17 protein-coding genes and 1 pseudogene are annotated in these 18713 nt (G+C 36.4%); 13 read left to right on the forward strand and 5 right to left on the reverse strand.

All coding sequences use genetic code 11. From position 1 onward, the window contains the following. The first annotated feature begins 40 nt into the window (after window positions 1-40). The 8 genes from AKG34_RS08620 (at window position 41) to AKG34_RS08655 (ending at window position 9150) form a co-directional block, all read left to right on the forward strand. Window positions 41-991, forward strand: a complete 951-nt coding sequence (locus AKG34_RS08620) for an MBL fold metallo-hydrolase (RefSeq protein WP_053345702.1) — start codon at window positions 41-43, stop codon at window positions 989-991. 16 nt (window positions 992-1007) lie between these two features. After that, complete coding sequence (locus AKG34_RS08625) at window positions 1008-1703, forward strand: 3-oxoacid CoA-transferase subunit A (protein ID WP_053345703.1); 696 nt, start codon at window positions 1008-1010, stop codon at window positions 1701-1703. Next, window positions 1696-2394 carry a 3-oxoacid CoA-transferase subunit B gene (locus AKG34_RS08630; RefSeq protein WP_053345704.1) on the forward strand — a complete coding sequence of 233 codons (699 nt, stop codon included), beginning with the start codon at window positions 1696-1698 and terminating at the stop codon, window positions 2392-2394. The genes AKG34_RS08625 and AKG34_RS08630 overlap by 8 nt, the downstream gene beginning before the upstream one ends. Window positions 2395-2590: 196 nt before the next feature. Then, window positions 2591-3928: an MFS transporter gene (locus tag AKG34_RS08635; RefSeq protein WP_053345705.1), complete on the forward strand. Its 1338-nt coding sequence runs from the start codon at window positions 2591-2593 to the stop codon at window positions 3926-3928. Between the two features lie 13 nt (window positions 3929-3941). Then, window positions 3942-5051 (forward strand): FAD-dependent oxidoreductase, encoded by a 1110-nt coding sequence (locus tag AKG34_RS08640; protein ID WP_053345706.1) that lies wholly within the window; start codon window positions 3942-3944, stop codon window positions 5049-5051. Window positions 5052-5229: 178 nt separating this feature from the next. Continuing rightward, complete coding sequence (locus AKG34_RS08645; protein WP_053345707.1) at window positions 5230-6159, forward strand: alpha/beta hydrolase; 930 nt, start codon at window positions 5230-5232, stop codon at window positions 6157-6159. 668 nt (window positions 6160-6827) lie between these two features. Continuing rightward, a complete protein-coding gene (locus AKG34_RS08650) occupies window positions 6828-8090 on the forward strand; it encodes an MFS transporter (RefSeq protein WP_053345708.1) in 1263 nt (420 codons plus the stop codon). A gap of 94 nt (window positions 8091-8184) precedes the next feature. Beyond that, entirely contained in the window at window positions 8185-9150 is a 966-nt protein-coding gene (locus AKG34_RS08655; protein ID WP_083450721.1) for an MBL fold metallo-hydrolase, read from the forward strand. 224 nt (window positions 9151-9374) lie between these two features. On the opposite strand, the gene AKG34_RS08660 is transcribed toward AKG34_RS08655, so the two are convergent. Then, on the reverse strand, window positions 9375-10541 hold the full coding sequence (locus tag AKG34_RS08660; RefSeq protein WP_053345709.1) for a site-specific integrase: 1167 nt from the start codon (window positions 10539-10541) through the stop codon (window positions 9375-9377). 16 nt (window positions 10542-10557) lie between these two features. After that, the gene (locus AKG34_RS08665) at window positions 10558-11508 is read right to left on the reverse strand and encodes a helix-turn-helix domain-containing protein (protein ID WP_161804914.1); all 951 of its coding nucleotides are present in this window, start codon (window positions 11506-11508) and stop codon (window positions 10558-10560) included. A 161-nt stretch (window positions 11509-11669) separates the two neighbouring features. On the opposite strand from AKG34_RS08665, the gene AKG34_RS08670 reads away from it, so the two are divergent. Together AKG34_RS08670 and AKG34_RS08675 are read left to right on the forward strand one after the other, a co-directional pair. Further along, window positions 11670-11972 carry a helix-turn-helix domain-containing protein gene (locus AKG34_RS08670; protein ID WP_053345711.1) on the forward strand — a complete coding sequence of 101 codons (303 nt, stop codon included), beginning with the start codon at window positions 11670-11672 and terminating at the stop codon, window positions 11970-11972. A 151-nt stretch (window positions 11973-12123) separates the two neighbouring features. Beyond that, the gene (locus tag AKG34_RS08675) at window positions 12124-14562 is read left to right on the forward strand and encodes a DUF927 domain-containing protein (RefSeq protein WP_053345712.1); all 2439 of its coding nucleotides are present in this window, start codon (window positions 12124-12126) and stop codon (window positions 14560-14562) included. A 403-nt stretch (window positions 14563-14965) separates the two neighbouring features. Here the strand turns inward: AKG34_RS08675 and AKG34_RS28285 are convergent, their stop codons facing one another. The 3 genes and pseudogenes from AKG34_RS28285 to AKG34_RS28705 all read right to left on the reverse strand — a co-directional run. Further along, entirely contained in the window at window positions 14966-15184 is a 219-nt protein-coding gene (locus AKG34_RS28285) for a hypothetical protein (protein WP_152952262.1), read from the reverse strand. Between the two features lie 84 nt (window positions 15185-15268). After that, window positions 15269-15469, reverse strand: coding sequence for a helix-turn-helix domain-containing protein (locus AKG34_RS28700; protein WP_269083754.1), 201 nt, complete (start codon window positions 15467-15469; stop codon window positions 15269-15271). Beyond that, window positions 15455-15877, reverse strand: a pseudogene (locus AKG34_RS28705) (recombinase family protein); the annotation flags it as partial. The pseudogene AKG34_RS28705 and the gene AKG34_RS28700, both read right to left, overlap by 15 nt. Before the next feature lie 146 nt (window positions 15878-16023). On the opposite strand from AKG34_RS28705, the gene AKG34_RS08690 reads away from it, so the two are divergent. The 3 genes from AKG34_RS08690 (at window position 16024) to AKG34_RS08700 (ending at window position 18503) form a co-directional block, all read left to right on the forward strand. After that, window positions 16024-16386, forward strand: coding sequence for a hypothetical protein (locus tag AKG34_RS08690; RefSeq protein ID WP_053345714.1), 363 nt, complete (start codon window positions 16024-16026; stop codon window positions 16384-16386). A gap of 309 nt (window positions 16387-16695) precedes the next feature. Beyond that, window positions 16696-17292 (forward strand): TetR/AcrR family transcriptional regulator, encoded by a 597-nt coding sequence (locus tag AKG34_RS08695; RefSeq protein WP_053345715.1) that lies wholly within the window; start codon window positions 16696-16698, stop codon window positions 17290-17292. Window positions 17293-17354: 62 nt separating this feature from the next. After that, a complete protein-coding gene (locus tag AKG34_RS08700; protein ID WP_053345716.1) occupies window positions 17355-18503 on the forward strand; it encodes an MFS transporter in 1149 nt (382 codons plus the stop codon). The last annotated feature ends 210 nt before the right edge of the window (window positions 18504-18713 follow it).

Here is an 18713-nt window from a genome sequence, read left to right on the forward strand (position 1 = left end):
AGGAGTTGTGGTCATAAACTAGATTATAGGGGTGAAAAACATGACAAATTCAGTACGTGTTATACCGATCGAATGTAAATTTGGTCGAACATCTGCGTATGCCTACTATATCGACGCACCGGAGCCTGCACTTATTGATACAGGAATTGCATCATCAGCTTCACAGGAAATTGAGACAGTTCTTGCCGAGCATGGCCTACGAATTGAGGATATACGCTGGATTCTTCTGACTCACGGGCACGTTGACCATCTTGGTGGTGCCCGAGCGATTTGGGAGAAAACAAGGGGGTGCGCAGAAGTTGTGATTCCTCAGAAGGAAGCATATTTACTACGTAATCGTAGTGCACACATTACAGATTACAAACAGCTTCAAGGTCAATACTTGGATGCGGAAACGCAGGAAAAGCATACAGCCATCCTGCTCAACGATATCGGAGAAGATCTGGAGCCAACAGTAGAGGTTGTTGGTGGCGATCGATTATTACTTGGTGGTGATGTGTCGATTACGGTAGTGGAAACGCCAGGACACTCTATCGGATCGGTGACATTTGTCCTTGATGGCGTGAACTGGGCTTTTGCAGGCGACGCTGTGCAAATGTATGGTGGGGCGCAAAGTAGGATTCCTACAATTGAACACCCTGCTCACTATCGCCAAAGCTTACAGCATCTTCTTGAAGAAGTGCGTCCGAAGCGCTTGTACTTAGGACATCATTTTAGGAACGCAAACGGAGCGATTGTCAATCCCCAGCTAGATGGAGATGAGGTTGCTTCTGTGATTCGAGCAAGTCTAGAAATGGATGCGAAGCTGGCTGACGTTGTTCAGCGACACTTATCGATAGATGCACAGATCACTGAAAATGATGGACTATATGGACCGTTTGGATCTATTGCTGATGAGATTGGCTATACAGGGGATCCACGGAACTTACCTTGCGCGTATTTTGTGACGATGCATGGTTATAAAGAAGAGCTTATTGTTGCACATAAATGAGAGGGGGAAAATCTAAATGATCCAGAAGAAGTTTGAAAATGCAGCAAAAGCCGTTGCAGATATACAGGATGGAGCAACGTTGCTCGTTGGTGGATTTGGGGGAAGCGGATTACCGTCATATCTTGTTGCCGCCCTTGTGGAGCAGGGAGCTAAGGATCTTACGGTTGTATCAAATAATATTGGCGCAGTTAGCGACGGTGTGGCAGCGCTTATTAGCAACAATCAAGTACGAAAAATTATCTGCTCTTTCCCTGTTGGTCCACACGCTGATGATCTGATTGAGCGTCTCAAAAAAGGAACTATAGAATTAGAAATTGCCCCTCAAGGAACATTAGCGGAGCGAATCCGTGCAGGTGGAGCAGGAGTCCCAGCCTTTTACACTCCAACAGGGGCCCACACCGAACTTGGAGAAGGTAAGGAAACGCGTCTATTCGATGGCCAAATGCACCTCTTAGAGCATGCAATCAAAGGCGATTACGCTTTTATTAAAGCACATCGGGCTGACCGTTGGGGCAATCTTGTTTACCGGAAGACACAGCGCAACTTTAACCCGGTGATGGCGACAGCGGCAAAAACAACAATTGCTGAAGTAAACGAAATTGTAGAAGTCGGAGAAATCGATCCAGAAACAATCGTGACATCGAGTGTCTTCGTACATCGTTTAGTGCAAGCTGAAGCGCAACATGAAGGGAAGGTGTTAGTGAATGAGTAAAGACCAACAACAAGTAATTGGATGGACAATGCCTGAATTGGCTTCTCGAGTAGCGATGGATCTAGAAGATGGATGGTTCGTGAATTTAGGGATTGGTTTACCGACGCTTGTAGCCGATTTCATTCCTGAAGGTCGAGAAATCATTTTCCATAGTGAGAATGGTCTTCTTGGATTAGGTCCAAAACCTGAACCTGGTGAAGAAGATATGGACCTCGTGAATGCCGGAAAAGAACCAATCACATTAAGACCGGGTGGTTCCTATTTCTCGCAGTCAGAATCATTTGCAATGATCCGCGGCGGTCACCTTGATGCAGCAGTACTTGGAGCATTCCAGGTCTCTGAGTACGGTGATCTTGCGAGTTGGAAACTCCCTAACGCTACTCTTGGACGTGTAGGAGGAGCCATGGACCTGACTGTTGGCAGCAAGCGTGTTTTCCTCTTTATGCAACATACTTCAAATAAAGGAGAGGCGAAAATCGTTGAGGAATGTTCGTTTCCACTGACTGCGCCTCGCTGTGTAAATCGTATCTATACAAACCTTGCGGTAATCGATGTGACAGATGATGGCCTTGTCGTACGGGAACTCGCTCCTGGCGTTACATTCGAATACGTGCAGGAATGTACTGCTGCTCCTCTTAAGCTACATGCGTCCAGCGACATGCAATCAGAGGCTCTCAAAGTGCAACAATGACTAGGTACACCATAAAACATACAATTGACCGTAGCTAAAAGTAAACAATCCAGGAATGTCAGGTAGCGGATAAACTCTTTGGTTCGGGATGGGATTTTGGAGTTTGTCTTGCTTTAGGAAATTCCAAGCAATTGGGGAGTAGGCCGGTTATTTAAGATTCAAGCGTGTATCTACTATAAACGGCTGGGGGTTTGGGATGGCTAAAATAAATATTACCGACGTCGTTAATGAAGGTAAATTTAATCGCTTTCATTTGAGGTTATTGATTTGTTGTTGCATCATTATTGTTTTTGATATGTTCGACCTTGTTATATATGGTTCTGTCATACCTATCCTTATGAAGGAATGGTCCATATCACCTGTTCAAGCAGGAGCCATTGGTAGCTACGGATTTTTCGGAATGATGCTAGGGGCCATATTCTTTGGAGTTTTGGCTGATAAATTTGGAAGAAAAAATATCCTTATTTTAAGTGTGGTCCTATTTAGTATCTTTACGTTTTTATGTGCATTCGCACCTGGTCCATTAATGTTTTCTATTTTCCGATTTATTGCTGGAATCGGGATTGGCGGTGTCCTACCAAATGTGATTGCCATCATGACCGATTACGCACCGAAACACTTGCATAACACCATGGTATCAATCGTGATGTGTGCCTTTTCTGTAGGTGGTATTTTGGCAGGTCTTGTAGGTATTTACTTTATACCTCTTATGGGGTGGAAAAGTGTTTACTGGGTAGCAGCGATTCCACTTTTGCTCATTCCTTTTGTGGTCAAGTATTTTCATGATTCACCTGCTATTCTTTTGGTGAAAGGCCGAAAAGACGAACTTCGTTTGGTTCTTTCAAAAGTTAATGACAAGGTATCCTTAACATCAGATATGGAGTTTGTAATAAGTACAGAAACAGAAAAAAATCCTAATTCTCCTGTGATTGCATTGTTTAAAAATAATCGTGCACTTGGTACGGTAATGATTTGGGTTGCCTTTTTTATGTGTTTGTTAATGATTAATGGGATCAGTACTTGGCTTCCTAATTTGATGTTTAGTGCTGGCTATGCTCTTAGTTCAAGTTTATCCTTTATGATTGTTTTAAATATCGGTGCTATTGTTGGAACGTTAATCCTTGGAGGTCTTGCAGATAAATATGGAGTTAAGAAGGTGCTCGTTCCGATGTTTATAATGGCAGCGGTTTCCTTGACGCTTCTTGGTTTTAAAACTAACATGACTATTCTCTATTTAATAGTTTTTATTGCTGGCGCATGTACAATGGGGGCTCAAAATATTTCATACGCTTTTGTATCACAATACTATCCTTCATTAATTCGCTCAACTGCCATAGGTTTTGCTTCGGGAATTGGAAGAATTGGTGGGATTATAGGGCCGACATTTGGAGGCTTCCTAGTTTCACTTAATTTATCTGCGCAAATGAATTTTCTTTCGTTTGCAATTCCAGGTATTATAGCGGCTATTGCTTTTTCATTGGTTCCTTTAAGGCATGCTTATGACAAAAAAACAAAAGAAATCGATATTGCATAGGAGGGGAATATTTATGAAATCAAAATCTGAATTAAGAATTGCAATTATTGGCGGCGGTATTGGTGGTGCATCAGCTGCGAATGCATTAAAAGCGAAAGGAATTCGTGCAGACGTGTATGAGCAAGCACCTGTTTTAAAAGAGGTTGGTGCTGGTATCGGTGTCCGTCCGCCAAGTGTAAACTGCTTTAAAAAATGGGGCTTATATGAAGAGTTAGAAAAAGTAACTGCACGAAGTAACCTCATGGAAATTATCCAGGGAGATGACCAAGTATTAATTAGAGAAACTTGGCCAGTATTAACGGGTGACGAAGCAGATGCTTATGCTCGTTTAATTCACCGTGCAGATTTATTAGATTTATTAGTAGCTCATATTCCAGAAGACCAGCTTCACTTAAACCACTGTTTAACTGAAATAATCGACCACGGTAATTATGTAGAAGTGAAATTTGAAAACGGTAAAACAATCGAAGCTGATATCGTAATTGCAGCTGACGGCATTCGTTCACTAGTTCGCAATCAAGTATTAGGCCATGTTGAGCCAGTCTATTCCGGTTACTTAGCACACCGTGTTTTAATTCCTTTCGAAGAGGCTCTTGGTATGGCTTCAGAAGAAAACGTTTTACGTATATACGTAAACGGTGATGATTCATTCTATTTATTACCATTAGAAAGTCGTCGACAAGTATCTGTAGATATCACAGTACCTGGCGAGTTCGCATTGCGTCCTGTTTTAACAAAAGAACAAATTATGGATAGCTTTAGAGGCTTTGGACCTACACTTCAAAAAATTGTTGAGAATATCAAGCTAGAAGATATCGTAACTCGACCATTAAGTGACCTTGAACCACTCACTAAATGGAGTACAAACACTGTAACATTAGTTGGTGACGCTGCTCACGCAATGCTTCACAACCAAGGCCAAGGTGCAAACATGGCGATCCAGGATGCTGAAGTATTAGCAGAAGCAATTGCTGAAGCAGTTGCTGGAACTATAACACCTGCGGAAAGCTTGCAAAACTATGAAGAGCAGCGTAAACCAATTACAAAGCTTTACCAAGAATTATCTCGTCTATTCCCAACAGACCAAGCAAAGACTGCATTCCCTGAAAAAACTCACTTTTAAAAAAGTGGAGGCTGGTTATTTGCGGCAACATCTAATCAGCCTTCTTGTATAATCCACTTACATTACTAGGAAATATATGGTTTTTAGAACGAGGTATGAACTAATATTCAAGTAGGTAATGCTCTGCTATTTAATTATCTAATAAAACGGAATAAATGAAAGAAGGAGGTTCTCTAAGATGCCTGTACATCCCGAGATAAAAAAAGTGTTAGATTCTATTCCAGTATCTGATGAGAAACAGAAAATCATTCCAGAAGAACATAGAAAAGTGTTCAATGCACCCGTTTTACCTGTTGAAAAACGTGTACAAGTTTATTCTGTTGAAGAAAAAACAATTCCGACTTCTGAAGCGGATATACCAGTAAGAATTTATACGCCGAAGGAAGGTGATTCTTATCCACTTCTAATGTATTTCCACGGTGGAGCATTTTTTTCTGGAAATTTAGAAAGTCATGATGAAATCGTACGCCCGGTTTGCATGGAATCCGGATATAAAGTCATTTCTGTTGATTACCGTCTTGCTCCTGAACACCCATATCCTGCTGCATTAGAAGATTGCTATAACGTCACAAAATGGGCAACAGAACATAAGGATGAATTAAAATGGGATGGGAAGAACCTCGCAGTTGCAGGGGATAGTTCTGGTGGTAACTTAGTTGCTGCCGTTTCTCTAATGACCCGTGACAAACAGGAATTTATCATTACGAAGCAAGTATTGTATTATCCATCACTAGACCTTGACTTCAGTGAATTTCGTTACCCATCATTAGTGGAAAATGGAAAGGGCTATTTTGTAGAAAGTGATCAATTAGCTGAACATAATTCCTTCTATTTATTAGGAAATGTAGATACTGATAATCCGCTTGTTTCACCAATCCGAGAAGAAAATTCAGAAAATCTTCCAACAGCACTTGTCATCACAGCAGAATATGATCCAATGCGAGGTGAAGGGGAACTATTTGCTGAGAATTTAAAAAAATCTGGTGTACATGTTGAAACAAAAAGATACGAAGGTGCAACTCACGGTTTCTTAGGTAAATTCACGCATCTTGATGAATATAAAGACGTTTACAAACGTACAGGTGATTTTTTAAATAAAGAGATCTAATGTGTTAAAGTATTTTGATAAATAAATAGACTGTCGAGGTTTTCTTGACAGTCTGATGCTACTAACTAATAGTCGATTTCCTTTTACAATATCGTAGAAGGTGAATTGTAAACTTCCATTGCCGCCACATATCAGTACATATTTATATCAATTGAATTTGAAAAGTTCAAGTCACCCTCTTTCAGAGAAATTAATTGGATTGACCCCATAATAGAACTTTTTGTACATCTATACTGATGCTACGTAAAATAGATAGATAAATTGATTTCTATAACTACAATATTTTTGAAAGCACTTACAAGTGATCGAACACCCAATGAAAACAATGGTTATCTTTATTAACTCTATTTGACTATGATACCTATAAATAAATGAAAATACTGATAGGAACTGGATGATATACGAAGCAAGTCATGGCTCGTAAAATATATTCGTAATATTTCGAACTTTGTTTTTGAAGAAACACCCATCATTGATTATTTCCTATTTCTTGGATTATTAATGGGGAATCAATATCCATCGCTTTCTTTATAGAAGGTTAGGCAGCCTCATTAGGCCTTGAAATCCAGATGATTGTAATTTTTACTAATCAACTCGGTATCACCGTATTTTATGATTTATTTTATTAGCTATAACAATACGTGATTTTAAGGAAGGGTGTTTTAATAATGGGAAAACCAAAGTTTTGGACTTATGAGAACAAATTGACCGTAATCTTTTTCTTTCTAATTGGATTCGTATTCTTTGACCGTTTAGCGATTAACTACTTATTCCCAATGATCTCTGTAGATTTAGGACTAAACTACACGCAATTGGGCTTGCTTGGAGCAGCTCTTGCGTTAACTTGGTCAGTTGCTGGTCCATTAGGTGGATTTATTTCAGATAAAGTGAATAATAAGAGAGCAATGTTAGCAATTTTAGTATTCGCATTCTCAGTTATTTCATTATTACATGGTTTAGCACAATCATTCGCTATGTTATTCGTACTACGTCTATTAATGGGTATTGTAGAAGGTCCACTGATTCCGCAAACACAATCGATTTTAGCAATGGAATCTTCGGAGCGTCGTCGCGGATTTAACTTAGGTTTCACAATGAACACAAGTAACGCATTATTCGGTAGCATTTTAGCGCCTGTAGCAATCGTTGCGTTAGCAACTAATTTTGACTGGCATATGGCATTCTATTTAACGATTATTCCAGGGATTATTTTAAGCTTAGTCATCTTAAAAGCAGTTAAAAATCCAGATCTAGCGAAATACCATACTATGCATGCTACAAAATCGACTGAAAAAATTAAAGTTAAAGATATTCTTAAGCTCCGTAATATTTGGTTATCCATTATTGTTTTCAGCTTAGTGATGACAGTACTTATGGCATTCCAAATTTTCGGACCAACATATTTAGTCCAAGCAAAAGGTTTATCAGATACGACAATGAGTTTCGTAATGGCTGCATTCGGTGTCGGTTATGCACTTTTCGGTTTCTTAATCCCAATGCTTTCAGAGCGTACTGGTCGTAAATCGGCTTCTTTAGTATCTGGTTTGTTGTTAATTCTCGTACCATTGACAGTAGTATTCGTCGATTCAGTTCCATTAATGATGGTTCTTTTATTCATCGGTGCTGCAGGTTCAGGTGTAATTGGTATGTCGATGTCAGTTATTCCTGTTGAGTCCGTTCCATTACAGTACTCAGGTCTTGCAGTAGGATTAACAATCGGTATTGGTGAATTCTTCGGTGGATTCTTAAATCCAATGGTGAATGGAGCTTTAGCAGACATGTATGGTATCCATACACCATTATTGGTAGCTACTGGTGCGGGTGTGCTGGCATTATTATTCTCATTATTCTTCAAAGAAACAGCACCAGCTAAAGTTGACTCAAAAGAAGTACCATCAACTCCAGAGCAAGAAGTCACATCTAGTATCTAATTTTCTAAAGAACAAATTAGTCCGCCTCATCTTTGAAAGATGTGGACTAATCTTGTTCTTATTCTAATTTCATAACAGATTAGGGGGGAATGTGTTGTTTAAACAAAATAATATGGAGGTAATGCCCATCATTGTCCCTGCTTCCAATAAATTGAAAAGTTATAACTTTTTCTTAGTGAAACATGGGAATTCCTTAACGTTAATTGATACCGGATTGAACACAGACGATTGCTGGAATTCCTTACAAAAGACTTTAAAGAATCATGATTTCACACTTACTGATATCACGAGGATTCTGCTAACACACCATCATCTGGACCATATTGGTTTAGTCAACCGAATTGTATCTACGCATTCCATTCCTGTATACGCTCATCCATATGCCATACTTGTACTGAAAAGAGATAAAGAATATACGAAAATGAGAATAGAGTTTTTCAGAAAACTATACAAGGAGATGGGATGTGGGGAAATCGGGGATCAACAAGTGGATAATTTACGCAATCCTATTATTCTAGGTGAGGATAAAAAAATCCATTGCGAAATCCAAGAAATTACCAATAACCAACTTTTTGGTTTTAATATTTTGGAAATCCCAGGGCACGCTCCAGACCAGGTTGCCTTTTATGGCAAAGAGTGTAAGTGGCTATTTGCTGGAGATTTATTAATTGAAAATATTCCAAGCAATGCCTTCATTGAACCAGATTATGATGGGATCCGTACAAAATCCTTGGTCCAGCAAAAGCAGTCATTAGAGAAATGTTCGTCATTGAATGTTGAACTCGTTTTTTCAGGTCATGGTATAATCATAGAAAATCCTGTTGATTTATTAAAAGAAAGAATAAAAGAGATTGATGAAAAAGCCAACAAATACATAAGCATTATTAAATCCGGAATTTCAACCGCAAGTGGAATTGCCCAATTACGATATAAAGAAAAGTATGAAAAGCAGTTTTTCAATATTATGTCTGAAATTATTGGTTATCTAGATTATCTTGAATTACAAGGGGAAATTAATAAGGAAATGGAGAAAGGAATTTGGCATTATTATTGCAACTAAATCATTGAAGGGCCTTATAATGCCTTTGATTGATGTTGTAAAACCCTTTTCCGATATCTCCAAAACGGGTTTTAGTCATTATGTTTAACCGTTCATACGACCATGATAGTTAATGAATGGGCAGCATGATGTAATAGGGTTTTAAATCCCTTGATATAAAGGAGTTTAACGAGTGTTTAGAAATAAATGCTCACCTATTTGCTCACCTAACATGTAAATATCTTTTAAAGTTGAAGGTCTTCCATCAGTTTACTGAACTGATGGGAGGCCTTTTCTTCCATGTTGTCAGTCATATGAGCATAGATGTTCATAGTTGTTTGAATATCTGTATGTCCTAATCGTTGTTGAATTTCTTTCAACCCCACTCCTGCTTCGATCAGTAATGATGTGTGCGTATGCCTGAACGAATGCAACGTAACTTCCTTGTGGATATGCGGTAACTTCTTAAGAAGACGTTGTAAACGTATTGCTGGCAGTTTTTGCACTAATGGATATCCCTCTGGTGAAGTGAAGACAAAGTTTTCATCCATGTAAGTATGTGTGTTTTGTATTTTCATTTTATTTTGCTGTATTAGATGCTTTTTCAATAACTTCATGACCTGATCGTCCATTTTGATTGTACGGATAGAACCTTTTGTTTTTGGTGTAAGCAAAGTGTAATTCACCTTGTTGTTGGTGGGATTGTATAGAGTCTTGGAAATTCTTATAGATCCTCGCCTAAAATCGATATCAGACCACTTGAGGGCTAACGATTCACCTATCCGAATTCCTGAATACGCTAATAGAGAAAACAGCGTATAATCATTACTAAGACCTTCAGTACGAGCAAGGGATAAGAATCCTATAAGCTCGTTTTTTTCTAGAAATTTCTTTCTGAGATTCTCCTTTTCAACTTCTTCAATAGTAGCTTGTTGTTTAGGAAGGCTATAATTTTCTGTCGGATTCTGTTGTAACCATTCCGACTCTTCGGCAAATTTGAACATCATTCGGCCTGTCGTATGAATGCCAATTGTATAGTTCAGTGAATACACTTTGCTAAGTTCATTTAAATATTCTCGATAAACAGACTTATTAATACTTTTTATTGGTGTGTTTTTCCACTGTTTAAGTAATACGTTAGATTCTTTTGTTCTAGCCCGTACACTACTTACTTTAGCTTGTGTTGAATAACTTTCAAGCCACTTTTCTGCTAACGTATGAAAGTTCATATTAGAGTCTTGTACAAATTCTCCTCTAGAAATTTTGAATTCCATTTCTTTAGCTGCATCTTTAGCTGCTGTTTTTGAAGAAAATCCTGATTTTGTAATCTGTTTTCGTTTTTTTGTAATAGTGTCTATACCTAGGTTGACGGTGTAACTCCACTTATCCCCCCGTTTACGGAAGTAAGCCATTATGTGCCTCCTTTAATTAGTCATCTTCCAATAACAATTTCAGCATCGTCTTTACTTTTTCTATTTCAGATTTTGATAACACTTTATCTTTATATAAAACATCGTGTACTTCTTGGTTGAGTATATTATCAAGGTTAAATAAATTTCTTTTTAATTCTTCCTCTGTATAGGTAATATAATAGCCGATTCCATTCTCATCTGTTTTTTGATAGACAGATGGTACACTGATTTCTATTATTTCGAGATCACTTTTTGTGTGAGCACCGACGATTGTTGATACAGGCAAAACTTTTATCAATGTTGAAGCTACTAATTCTAGCCAGTCTTCAAAATTTCCAACACCTAATATTTCTCCGAGCTTTTCTCCATATTCTTTTAGAAGTGCTGAATTACTTTTGAGGTTTTCTTCAAGTGACTTATATGTCTTACTATCTGTATCTAAATGTTTAGCCATTTCGGTGATGTCTTTATTCTTATGCAATCTCAATATTTTTAAAAAGTCACCTGCTGTGCCGTGTAACGCAAGGAGAAATATAAATTTGTCATGAACCATGTACTCAAGTTTAGATTGGAATTTCTTTATATCGGATCTAAGGGTCACCTGATTTTCATGTTTATTAATATAAGGTTCGTTATCATCAGGACATGGAATATTTTCTTTCTTTTCAACAATAAATTGTTTTTTATATTCAATGGGTAAAGTAATCAAAAGCTCTGAAATGTCATCTGACTCTTTTCGATCTGGTGTCATGAAACCGGCAATTCTCATTAATGCGAAGTAGTCTACACCTAAGCCGGTTGCTATTTTTTTGATTAATTCTGGTTGTGGTGTATCTCTGTTTCCATTTTCGATTTGAGAGATATAAGAATGAGAAACTCCAGATTTCTCACTTAAAAACCTTATAGACAAGCCTCTCGATTTTCTAATACGCTTTATTTCCTCTCCAAAGGCACTAACCTTTTTCATTTTCACACCTACTTTCACGTCTGTTTTCATTATAATAACACAATTGTGAACGATTTTGTTAAAGTGGTTGCAAAGTTTATGGTAATGATTTACACTGTGGTTGTAAACAATTGCAACCATATTAGTTTCGATTGTAATCAAAATGGACAGGGGGAAAAGAAATGATTAGCTTTGAGATTGATCAGGAACTATTGAAAGAACTATACCTTCAGAAAGTAGAAGAGCATTTACAGGAGATTGAGATGGAAGTGTTTTTCATGGACTCAAAGCAATTGGCAACTTATTTGAACATGTCATGGAATACAATCGTATCGCATCTTTTATATGATGAGAAATTTCCAAAAGTACGATTAGGTTCAAAATGGTTGTTTAATAGAAAAGAAGTTCAAGAGTTTATGAAGAAATATTACGTTGAAGTCCGTAACAATGGCGGTGATATTTTGAAGTATAAACGGAAGCTATAATTTGTGGATGGCTGTGTTTTTGATGGAAGAACGTTCAAAAAAAACCTACTAACTCATAGGCGTGAGTTAATAGGCGTAAAAAAACATTACACTCTTATTTTATATTCGAATTTAGGAATAAGCAAATGCAAAAATAAAAGGGGGAAGTGCTATGGATAATGGGAAATCAGTCACTCAATGTGTAGAAAAAGTTCTCCCAGGGGCGAAAATTATTAAATGTCTAGGTTATTTAAATGGGAATACCAACTATAGTGCAGCTAAAAGACCGTTTGAGTCATATAAAAATAAAGAAAGTTTAACTGAAGAGGAAATACAAAAACATCTATCAAAGGGTGGATGGATTGGAGCAGTAATTCCAAGAGGCTTTATTGTAATCGATGTAGATATTCTAGAACATGCTTCTTATCTTGTAGAGTTGCTCAGAAGAGAAAGATTCCATCATCATCTAATCAAAACACCAAGGGGCTATCAATTTATTTTTAAGGCAACTTCTAATGAGAACGTGCAAGTGAAAATGATTAGTCACTTCTTTTCGTCCATAGGGATTGTAGTAGACACTCGCGTTGGCACAACTAATAGTTTAATAGTGTTTCCCACTTATAACACAGAAGGTAGGTTCATATCTCAAATAACGGATCACCCCAATGAACTGCCTTGGTTCTTAAGACCAGTTTGGAATGCTGAAAAGACAAAAGGTTATGAGTTTTCAATCCCTATGCAAAGTGGATCACGCAATCAATCACTCTATGATTTTGGAAGAAGGTTGAAATCAACGGGAGTACCGATGGAGCAAGTTGAGGAAAGCATGCTATTAATCTATAAGTATTTCTATATTGATAAAGACGCTAGCTACACTATAAATGATGTAAAGGCCTCTATTGCTAGTATTGGAAAACTAGAGTCTAATCCAAGAAAAAAGCAGTTGGTACAATCAGAATCAATCAACAATGACATTGAAAAAGTATCGGGATTTGTCATACCTGAGCCTTATCTTATTAAGCATGATTCACTATATAGAATTGAAGTGAAGAAGGTCGACGGAGAATTTCAAGACATTGAAATCTTTGTGAGCAGGAATGTTCCATTCATTACTAAATATTTGGAACATATTGAAAAAAGCGAGATACATTATGAAATCAGCTGGCGTAACAAAGGAAAGGACTATAAGGAAACTGTTCCGGCGGGTATATTAGCTTCAAGGCGTGAATTATTGGCACTTGCAGATAAAGGGTTAAGTTGCAATGATTCAAACTCTAAGCACCTTATTGAATACTTTGATTTGTTCATAGGACTAAACGAAATACCGACAGTCAAAATGGTAAATCGGCTAGGGGATGCAAAGGGAAACTTCATACATCTAATTTCAACGAAAGATATACATATAGTTCCGGGCGATGGGGGGGAACAACAACTACTAGAATCATTTCAAGTAAAAGGGACTGTTGAAAGTTGGATTGAAAATGTTTTTAACTTAGTGAAGGATCATCCAAAGGCGGTTTTCCCTTTACTAGCATCTTTTGCTTCGGTTATTTTGCATGAGTTTGATATGAAGCCCATAGTTGTAGATGTATCAGGAGAATCCAGTAGTGGTAAAAGTGGTTTACTTCTACTCTGTGCATCGGTATGGGGGAGTCCTAAAGAGTATATTGGATCTTTTAACCTAACCAAAGTGGCTGTTGAAAGAAGATCTGCATTCCTGAATTCTTATCCTCAGATACTTGATGATTCAAATGGAGTAAACGACACCCGAATGATTCAAACTATGATCTATCAGTTTGTGAATAATATAGGAAAGCTAAGGGGAAGTATCACAGGCAGCCAACACACCGCATCATGGAGATCCATTATGATAACTTCTGGTGAAAATGAAATCTTAGCCTATGCAGAAGCTCAAGGTGTAGCAGCAAGAGTAATTCCTATTACTAAGTTCTCGTTTGAAGGTGAGGACAAAAGCTTTTCAGGAAAACTTTACACCTCATTTACCGACAATCATGGTGCAATTGGAGTTGAGTTTTTAAATCGTTGGAAAGATAAACGAACTATTTATTCGAGGGAATTTGAAGAGTACAGAAAAATGTATTTGGAAAAATCAGTTGAGAATGATGTTGCTAGAAGAATTTCTCTTCATTACTCTTTTATAGTGTTTATTGGAAAGGTGCTAAATGACCTTTTTAATCGTGAAGGATTAGAAGTGGATCTAAATGCTCTGGAGGCACTTTTCTACAATATATCAAATGAGAACAAGGCAGTTGATAGGCCTTTATTAGAGCTGGAGCAGTTACTTGAAGAGATTGATTCAAATCGTAACAGATTATATGTAGAATATGAACCTACACAAACTATTAGTGCTCTATATCACAATGGGGAATTGTATTTAACCCCTGCTTACATTAAAGAGAGTTTAGGGGTAAATGCAAAACAAATTCGATCTGCCTGGTTGAAAAGAAACGTTACAGTCACTTTTAAAAACAAGGACTTGGATGTCGATTACACAACTATTAATAAAAGAGGTAGGGCTCATAAAGGAATTTTAATCAATAAAGATATTATCAAAAAATTAGGATTTGACTTCAGCACAAAAAAGTTTTGAAATAAAAGAAGGATTACATGAGGATACATAATTTGTATTCTTTTGTAACCCTTTAAACGTTGATAGAGTAGTATTTATAAGGATATAAATACAAGAATACAGAAGTTACAAGTGATATTCTTTACCATGTAAAGATTTTTTTATTATTGGTGATTCTAACTATATTATAGTACCATTTCTTTTTTTTTTTTTGTATTTTTGTAATTTTAGTAAAAACATAACAAAAATAGCGTTGATATATCAATGTTTAAAATGAATACAAAGTAGTGAATTGCAGTCTGTTATTATGTAACTGAAAGTAATTTTCTTTCCCAAAATTCTCACAAACTTCCAATTAACGGGATAAAAGCCTATTTCCTGAATCAAAGGAAAATAGGCTTTTATTGATGCGACACATCTTATTTTAAAAAGGTAAGTCATCCTGAATTATAGGCCCAACCTTCCTTACCAAATCCGAAATATCATTCTCTCCGTTATAAACCACTTTATTAATCCTGAAATCACCACTAGAACCGATTTCCTTATTAATCTTCTGAATCCATTCGTATGCGGCAATAGCAACTGTCCATTCAGAGTCCTTCTTAAAGTTCGAAGCAAGAACAGGAAAGGTTCCTCTCTTCAAAAAATTAGTTCCCCTTGTATGTAAGTGAACCTCGATACTAATGTTCATCTTAATCACCTCTAACTTAATACTACCATTGCACAATTAAATTGAAATTCTTTTCTTAATGTTATAGATTGTCATTCTCGTTACACCGGTTCTTTTACTGATATCCATAACAGATTCATTGTTATTTAACATTCGAACAATTTCATCATAAATTAATCGGTCTTGGGCATTATTAGCATGTTCATGATATTTAACAGGTCTGCCATTGAATTTACCTTTTACCTTTGCAATTTCAATACCTTCTTGCTGCGCTTCTCTAATTCGATTTCGTTCTTCTTCTACAGTCCAAGACATTACAGATAGAAATATCTCCGAAATTAATTTACCAATCCCTTTAATGTCTTTGTATTGTGCAGTATTTAATACTGGCATATTCAGAACATTTATTTCTGCTTTTAAATCTATTATGTCTTTCCACTCTTTTATAATTTCACCTTTGTTCCTTCCAAATCGTGATAGATCATGAATGACTAATTCATCGCCTTTTCTTAATTTGCTTTTCATGACTATGTAATTAGGACGGTCAAAGTCCTTTCCAGAAGCAACATCAATATAAATCTATTCACAATCATTTTCTTCGAGCTCTTTGGTCTGCCTTTCAATATTCTGTGTTTTAGAAGAAACCCTAGCATAGCCAATCTTCATTTTATTCACTTCAATAAAATCTTGTTCTATTTATTATACAACTTAAAATTTACAAGAAAAACCGCATAAACAAAGGATTTTCTTTTGTTTTGAGTGTACTCTAAATTTACAAGGAATTTCAATTTCTTGAAAAAGCTGTTCGACAAGTGCTTTCAGATACAGTAGGCATATCAGAGACAGCAAGCACATCTGACATAGCAACACATGATATGTCTAACATGGTTGATGTACAAGCTATAGTTACAGCTATGGCTGATATGGAAGCCCAAAGGAAAGAACATAAGCAACAGTTTGCTGTTCGAATGCAAGACATATTAGAAAAGACTACCGAAAGCCTGGAAACTGAATTAAAACAAGTAAAGCAATATAATAAAGAACTGATGGAATCTAATAGAAGAATAGAAGCCCATCTCACGAAAAGATGTGGCAGAAATTATTTGATCGAGAGTAAAGTCTCGATCTTCTTTATTGTTGAATATAACAAAGAAGGCGTTTCACAGAGGAACTAAAACAACATTACGATGTTTGTAGGCTGTTAAAAGCAATCTGTTAAAGCTTCCGTACAGTTCGCTATTCTTTGGGTGTAGCTTTGTAAAATAGATTGATCATTTATAACAAAGTTTGATAATTAATAATAAAGATTGATAAAATTTTCAATTCAAATAAGACTTGTGTTTGAATAAGGGGCTATTTTTAATTATTCGTAATCTAAAATAATGAAATTTTATTTTAAAGTAACAATAAAACACTTTTATTGACCGATTGGTACAAAAAATATATTCTATTAATGTTATCTTTAAAATGAGAGGAGGATAAGGTTGAATAAACGCGGCAGACCCAAAGAGTTTGATTATTCCACAATTGTAGATGTTGCAATGAAAACATTTTGGATAAGAGGATATGAGGGGTGTTCTACACAAAATCTATGCAGTGATACAGGACTTGGAAAAGGAAGTTTATACAATACTTTTGGTAGTAAACATGAACTGTATAAACAAGTATTAGTACGCTACCATGAAATTGGGATTAGGGAACAAAAGAAATTGTTAGATACTCCAATTCCAGTTAAAGAACGATTAAGTAATTTTTTTGAATGGGCATTGAAGGAAGACTTTGAAAATATTGATCAAAAAGGATGTTTATTGATTAATGCCAGCGTAGAACGTGCTAAAAACGATTTAATGGTTCAAGAAATTTTCTCAAGGCATGTTGAGCTTCTTAAACAAGCTATTGAAACAGTGATGGAGGAAGGATTGCAAACAGGTGAAATTTCAAAGAAGCAATCAGCTGAGGAATTAGCTAGTCTGCTTTTAAGCAGTTATTACGGATTCCGTGTTCTTAATGTATCGATGCAAAATCGGATGTTAGCTGAACAGGTTATCAAAGGAACAATGGATTCTATTTTTGGCGCTTAGTGCGCTCTTTTTTCGCACTATTTTTGTACCAATCATTACAATAATGGATAAGGAGTGTTTTTATGCCATCGATTATTTATTTATTAGCTTTAGCAATCTTTTGTATGACTACATCAGAATTTATGGTTGCAGGTATGATGAACGAACTTGCTCTTGCATTCCAGGTTTCTGTATCATCTATTGGGTATTTAATTACAGCTTATGCAGGAGCAATGGTGGTAGGAGGCCCCATTTTAACTGCAATCCTCTTACGAATGCGCAGCAAACAAGCATTATTGATTTTAATGTTTGTATTTTTAATTGGTCAATCGCTCGGAGCTATTGCTTGGAACTATGATATTATGATGATTTCACGTATTATAACTGGTATTGCTTCAGCTTCAGCTTCAGCTTTTGGAGTTGCGATTTCCTTTTCTGCAACATTGGTTCACTCTGATTCAAGGGGAAAAGCTGCATCAATTGTACTTGCAGGTTTAATGTTCGCAACTGTATTAGGTTTACCTATAACAACCGTTATTTCGCAATATTTTGGCTGGCGTATTAGTTTTGGGGCTGTTTCTGTTCTTGTGCTAGTATCAGGGATTATGATTCAATGGTTGTTACCATCATCTTCAAATAAAGAGCAATTAAATTGGAAAGACGAACTTCTGCGATTTAAGAATATTCATCTTTGGGCAGCATACGTAACAAGTATGTTCATTATTGGTGGTACGTTTGCAGCATTTAGTTATTTCACTCCTATCTTTACAAATGTCACAGGCTTTTCAAGTGCAAGTATTCCATATTTACTTGCTCTCTATGGTAGCGCGACGGTAGTTGGGAATATAGTGATTGGCAAGTTTGCTGATAAATATACAATGAAAATACTGGTGAGCGGATTGATTATATTAATAGTAGCAATGTCTTTATTTGCTTTAGGTGCAGAGAATAAATACATTGCGGTTATTTCTACGGTTTTTATTGGTTTAACTGGTGTAGCATTGAATCCAGCTATGGTTGCGAGAGTAATGAAAACAGCTAGTAATGGAACAATGATAAATACCGTTAATAGTTCTTTTATTACGCTGGGTATTGTTATTGGTTCGTCACTAGGTGGTCTTGGAATCAGTAAAGGATATGGTTTTGTATCTCCGCTATGGATTGGAGCTTGTTTAGCTATCCTTGGGGTAATTTCATTATTACCATATTTACATAAGAGAAAGACGGATTAAGTGGTTTAAAGTTTCTTTACATCTTTATTCCTTTCTCGCTAAATTTACTTTTTGATAATGCATAGTTTTTGCTAGGTATCTAGTCGACAATCCGGTAGCTATATTATTCTTATAAAAAAAGTATTTTTCTTGTTAGTTTAGATTACAAAAAAAGATGTAGTGTTTATAAAAATTGTAATCAAACTTTGTTGTAAAAATGAATTATATAGA

The organism is Peribacillus butanolivorans (assembly GCF_001273755.1).
Lineage (GTDB): Bacteria > Bacillota > Bacilli > Bacillales > DSM-1321 > Peribacillus > Peribacillus butanolivorans.

Bases quoted from the DNA above. Each gene is read 5' to 3' on its own strand.
- AKG34_RS08620 (WP_053345702.1), top strand. From the start codon at position 41: ATGACAAATTCAGTACGTGTTATACCGATCGAATGTAAATTTGGTCGA.
- AKG34_RS08625 (WP_053345703.1), top strand. From the start codon at position 1,008: ATGATCCAGAAGAAGTTTGAAAATGCAGCAAAAGCCGTTGCAGATATA.
- AKG34_RS08630 (WP_053345704.1), top strand. From the start codon at position 1,696: ATGAGTAAAGACCAACAACAAGTAATTGGATGGACAATGCCTGAATTG.
- AKG34_RS08635 (WP_053345705.1), top strand. From the start codon at position 2,591: ATGGCTAAAATAAATATTACCGACGTCGTTAATGAAGGTAAATTTAAT.
- AKG34_RS08640 (WP_053345706.1), top strand. From the start codon at position 3,942: ATGAAATCAAAATCTGAATTAAGAATTGCAATTATTGGCGGCGGTATT.
- AKG34_RS08645 (WP_053345707.1), top strand. From the start codon at position 5,230: ATGCCTGTACATCCCGAGATAAAAAAAGTGTTAGATTCTATTCCAGTA.
- AKG34_RS08650 (WP_053345708.1), top strand. From the start codon at position 6,828: ATGGGAAAACCAAAGTTTTGGACTTATGAGAACAAATTGACCGTAATC.
- AKG34_RS08660 (WP_053345709.1), bottom strand. From the start codon at position 10,541: ATGGCTTACTTCCGTAAACGGGGGGATAAGTGGAGTTACACCGTCAAC.
- AKG34_RS08665 (WP_161804914.1), bottom strand. From the start codon at position 11,508: ATGAAAAAGGTTAGTGCCTTTGGAGAGGAAATAAAGCGTATTAGAAAA.
- AKG34_RS08670 (WP_053345711.1), top strand. From the start codon at position 11,670: ATGATTAGCTTTGAGATTGATCAGGAACTATTGAAAGAACTATACCTT.
- AKG34_RS08675 (WP_053345712.1), top strand. From the start codon at position 12,124: ATGGATAATGGGAAATCAGTCACTCAATGTGTAGAAAAAGTTCTCCCA.
- AKG34_RS08700 (WP_053345716.1), top strand. From the start codon at position 17,355: ATGCCATCGATTATTTATTTATTAGCTTTAGCAATCTTTTGTATGACT.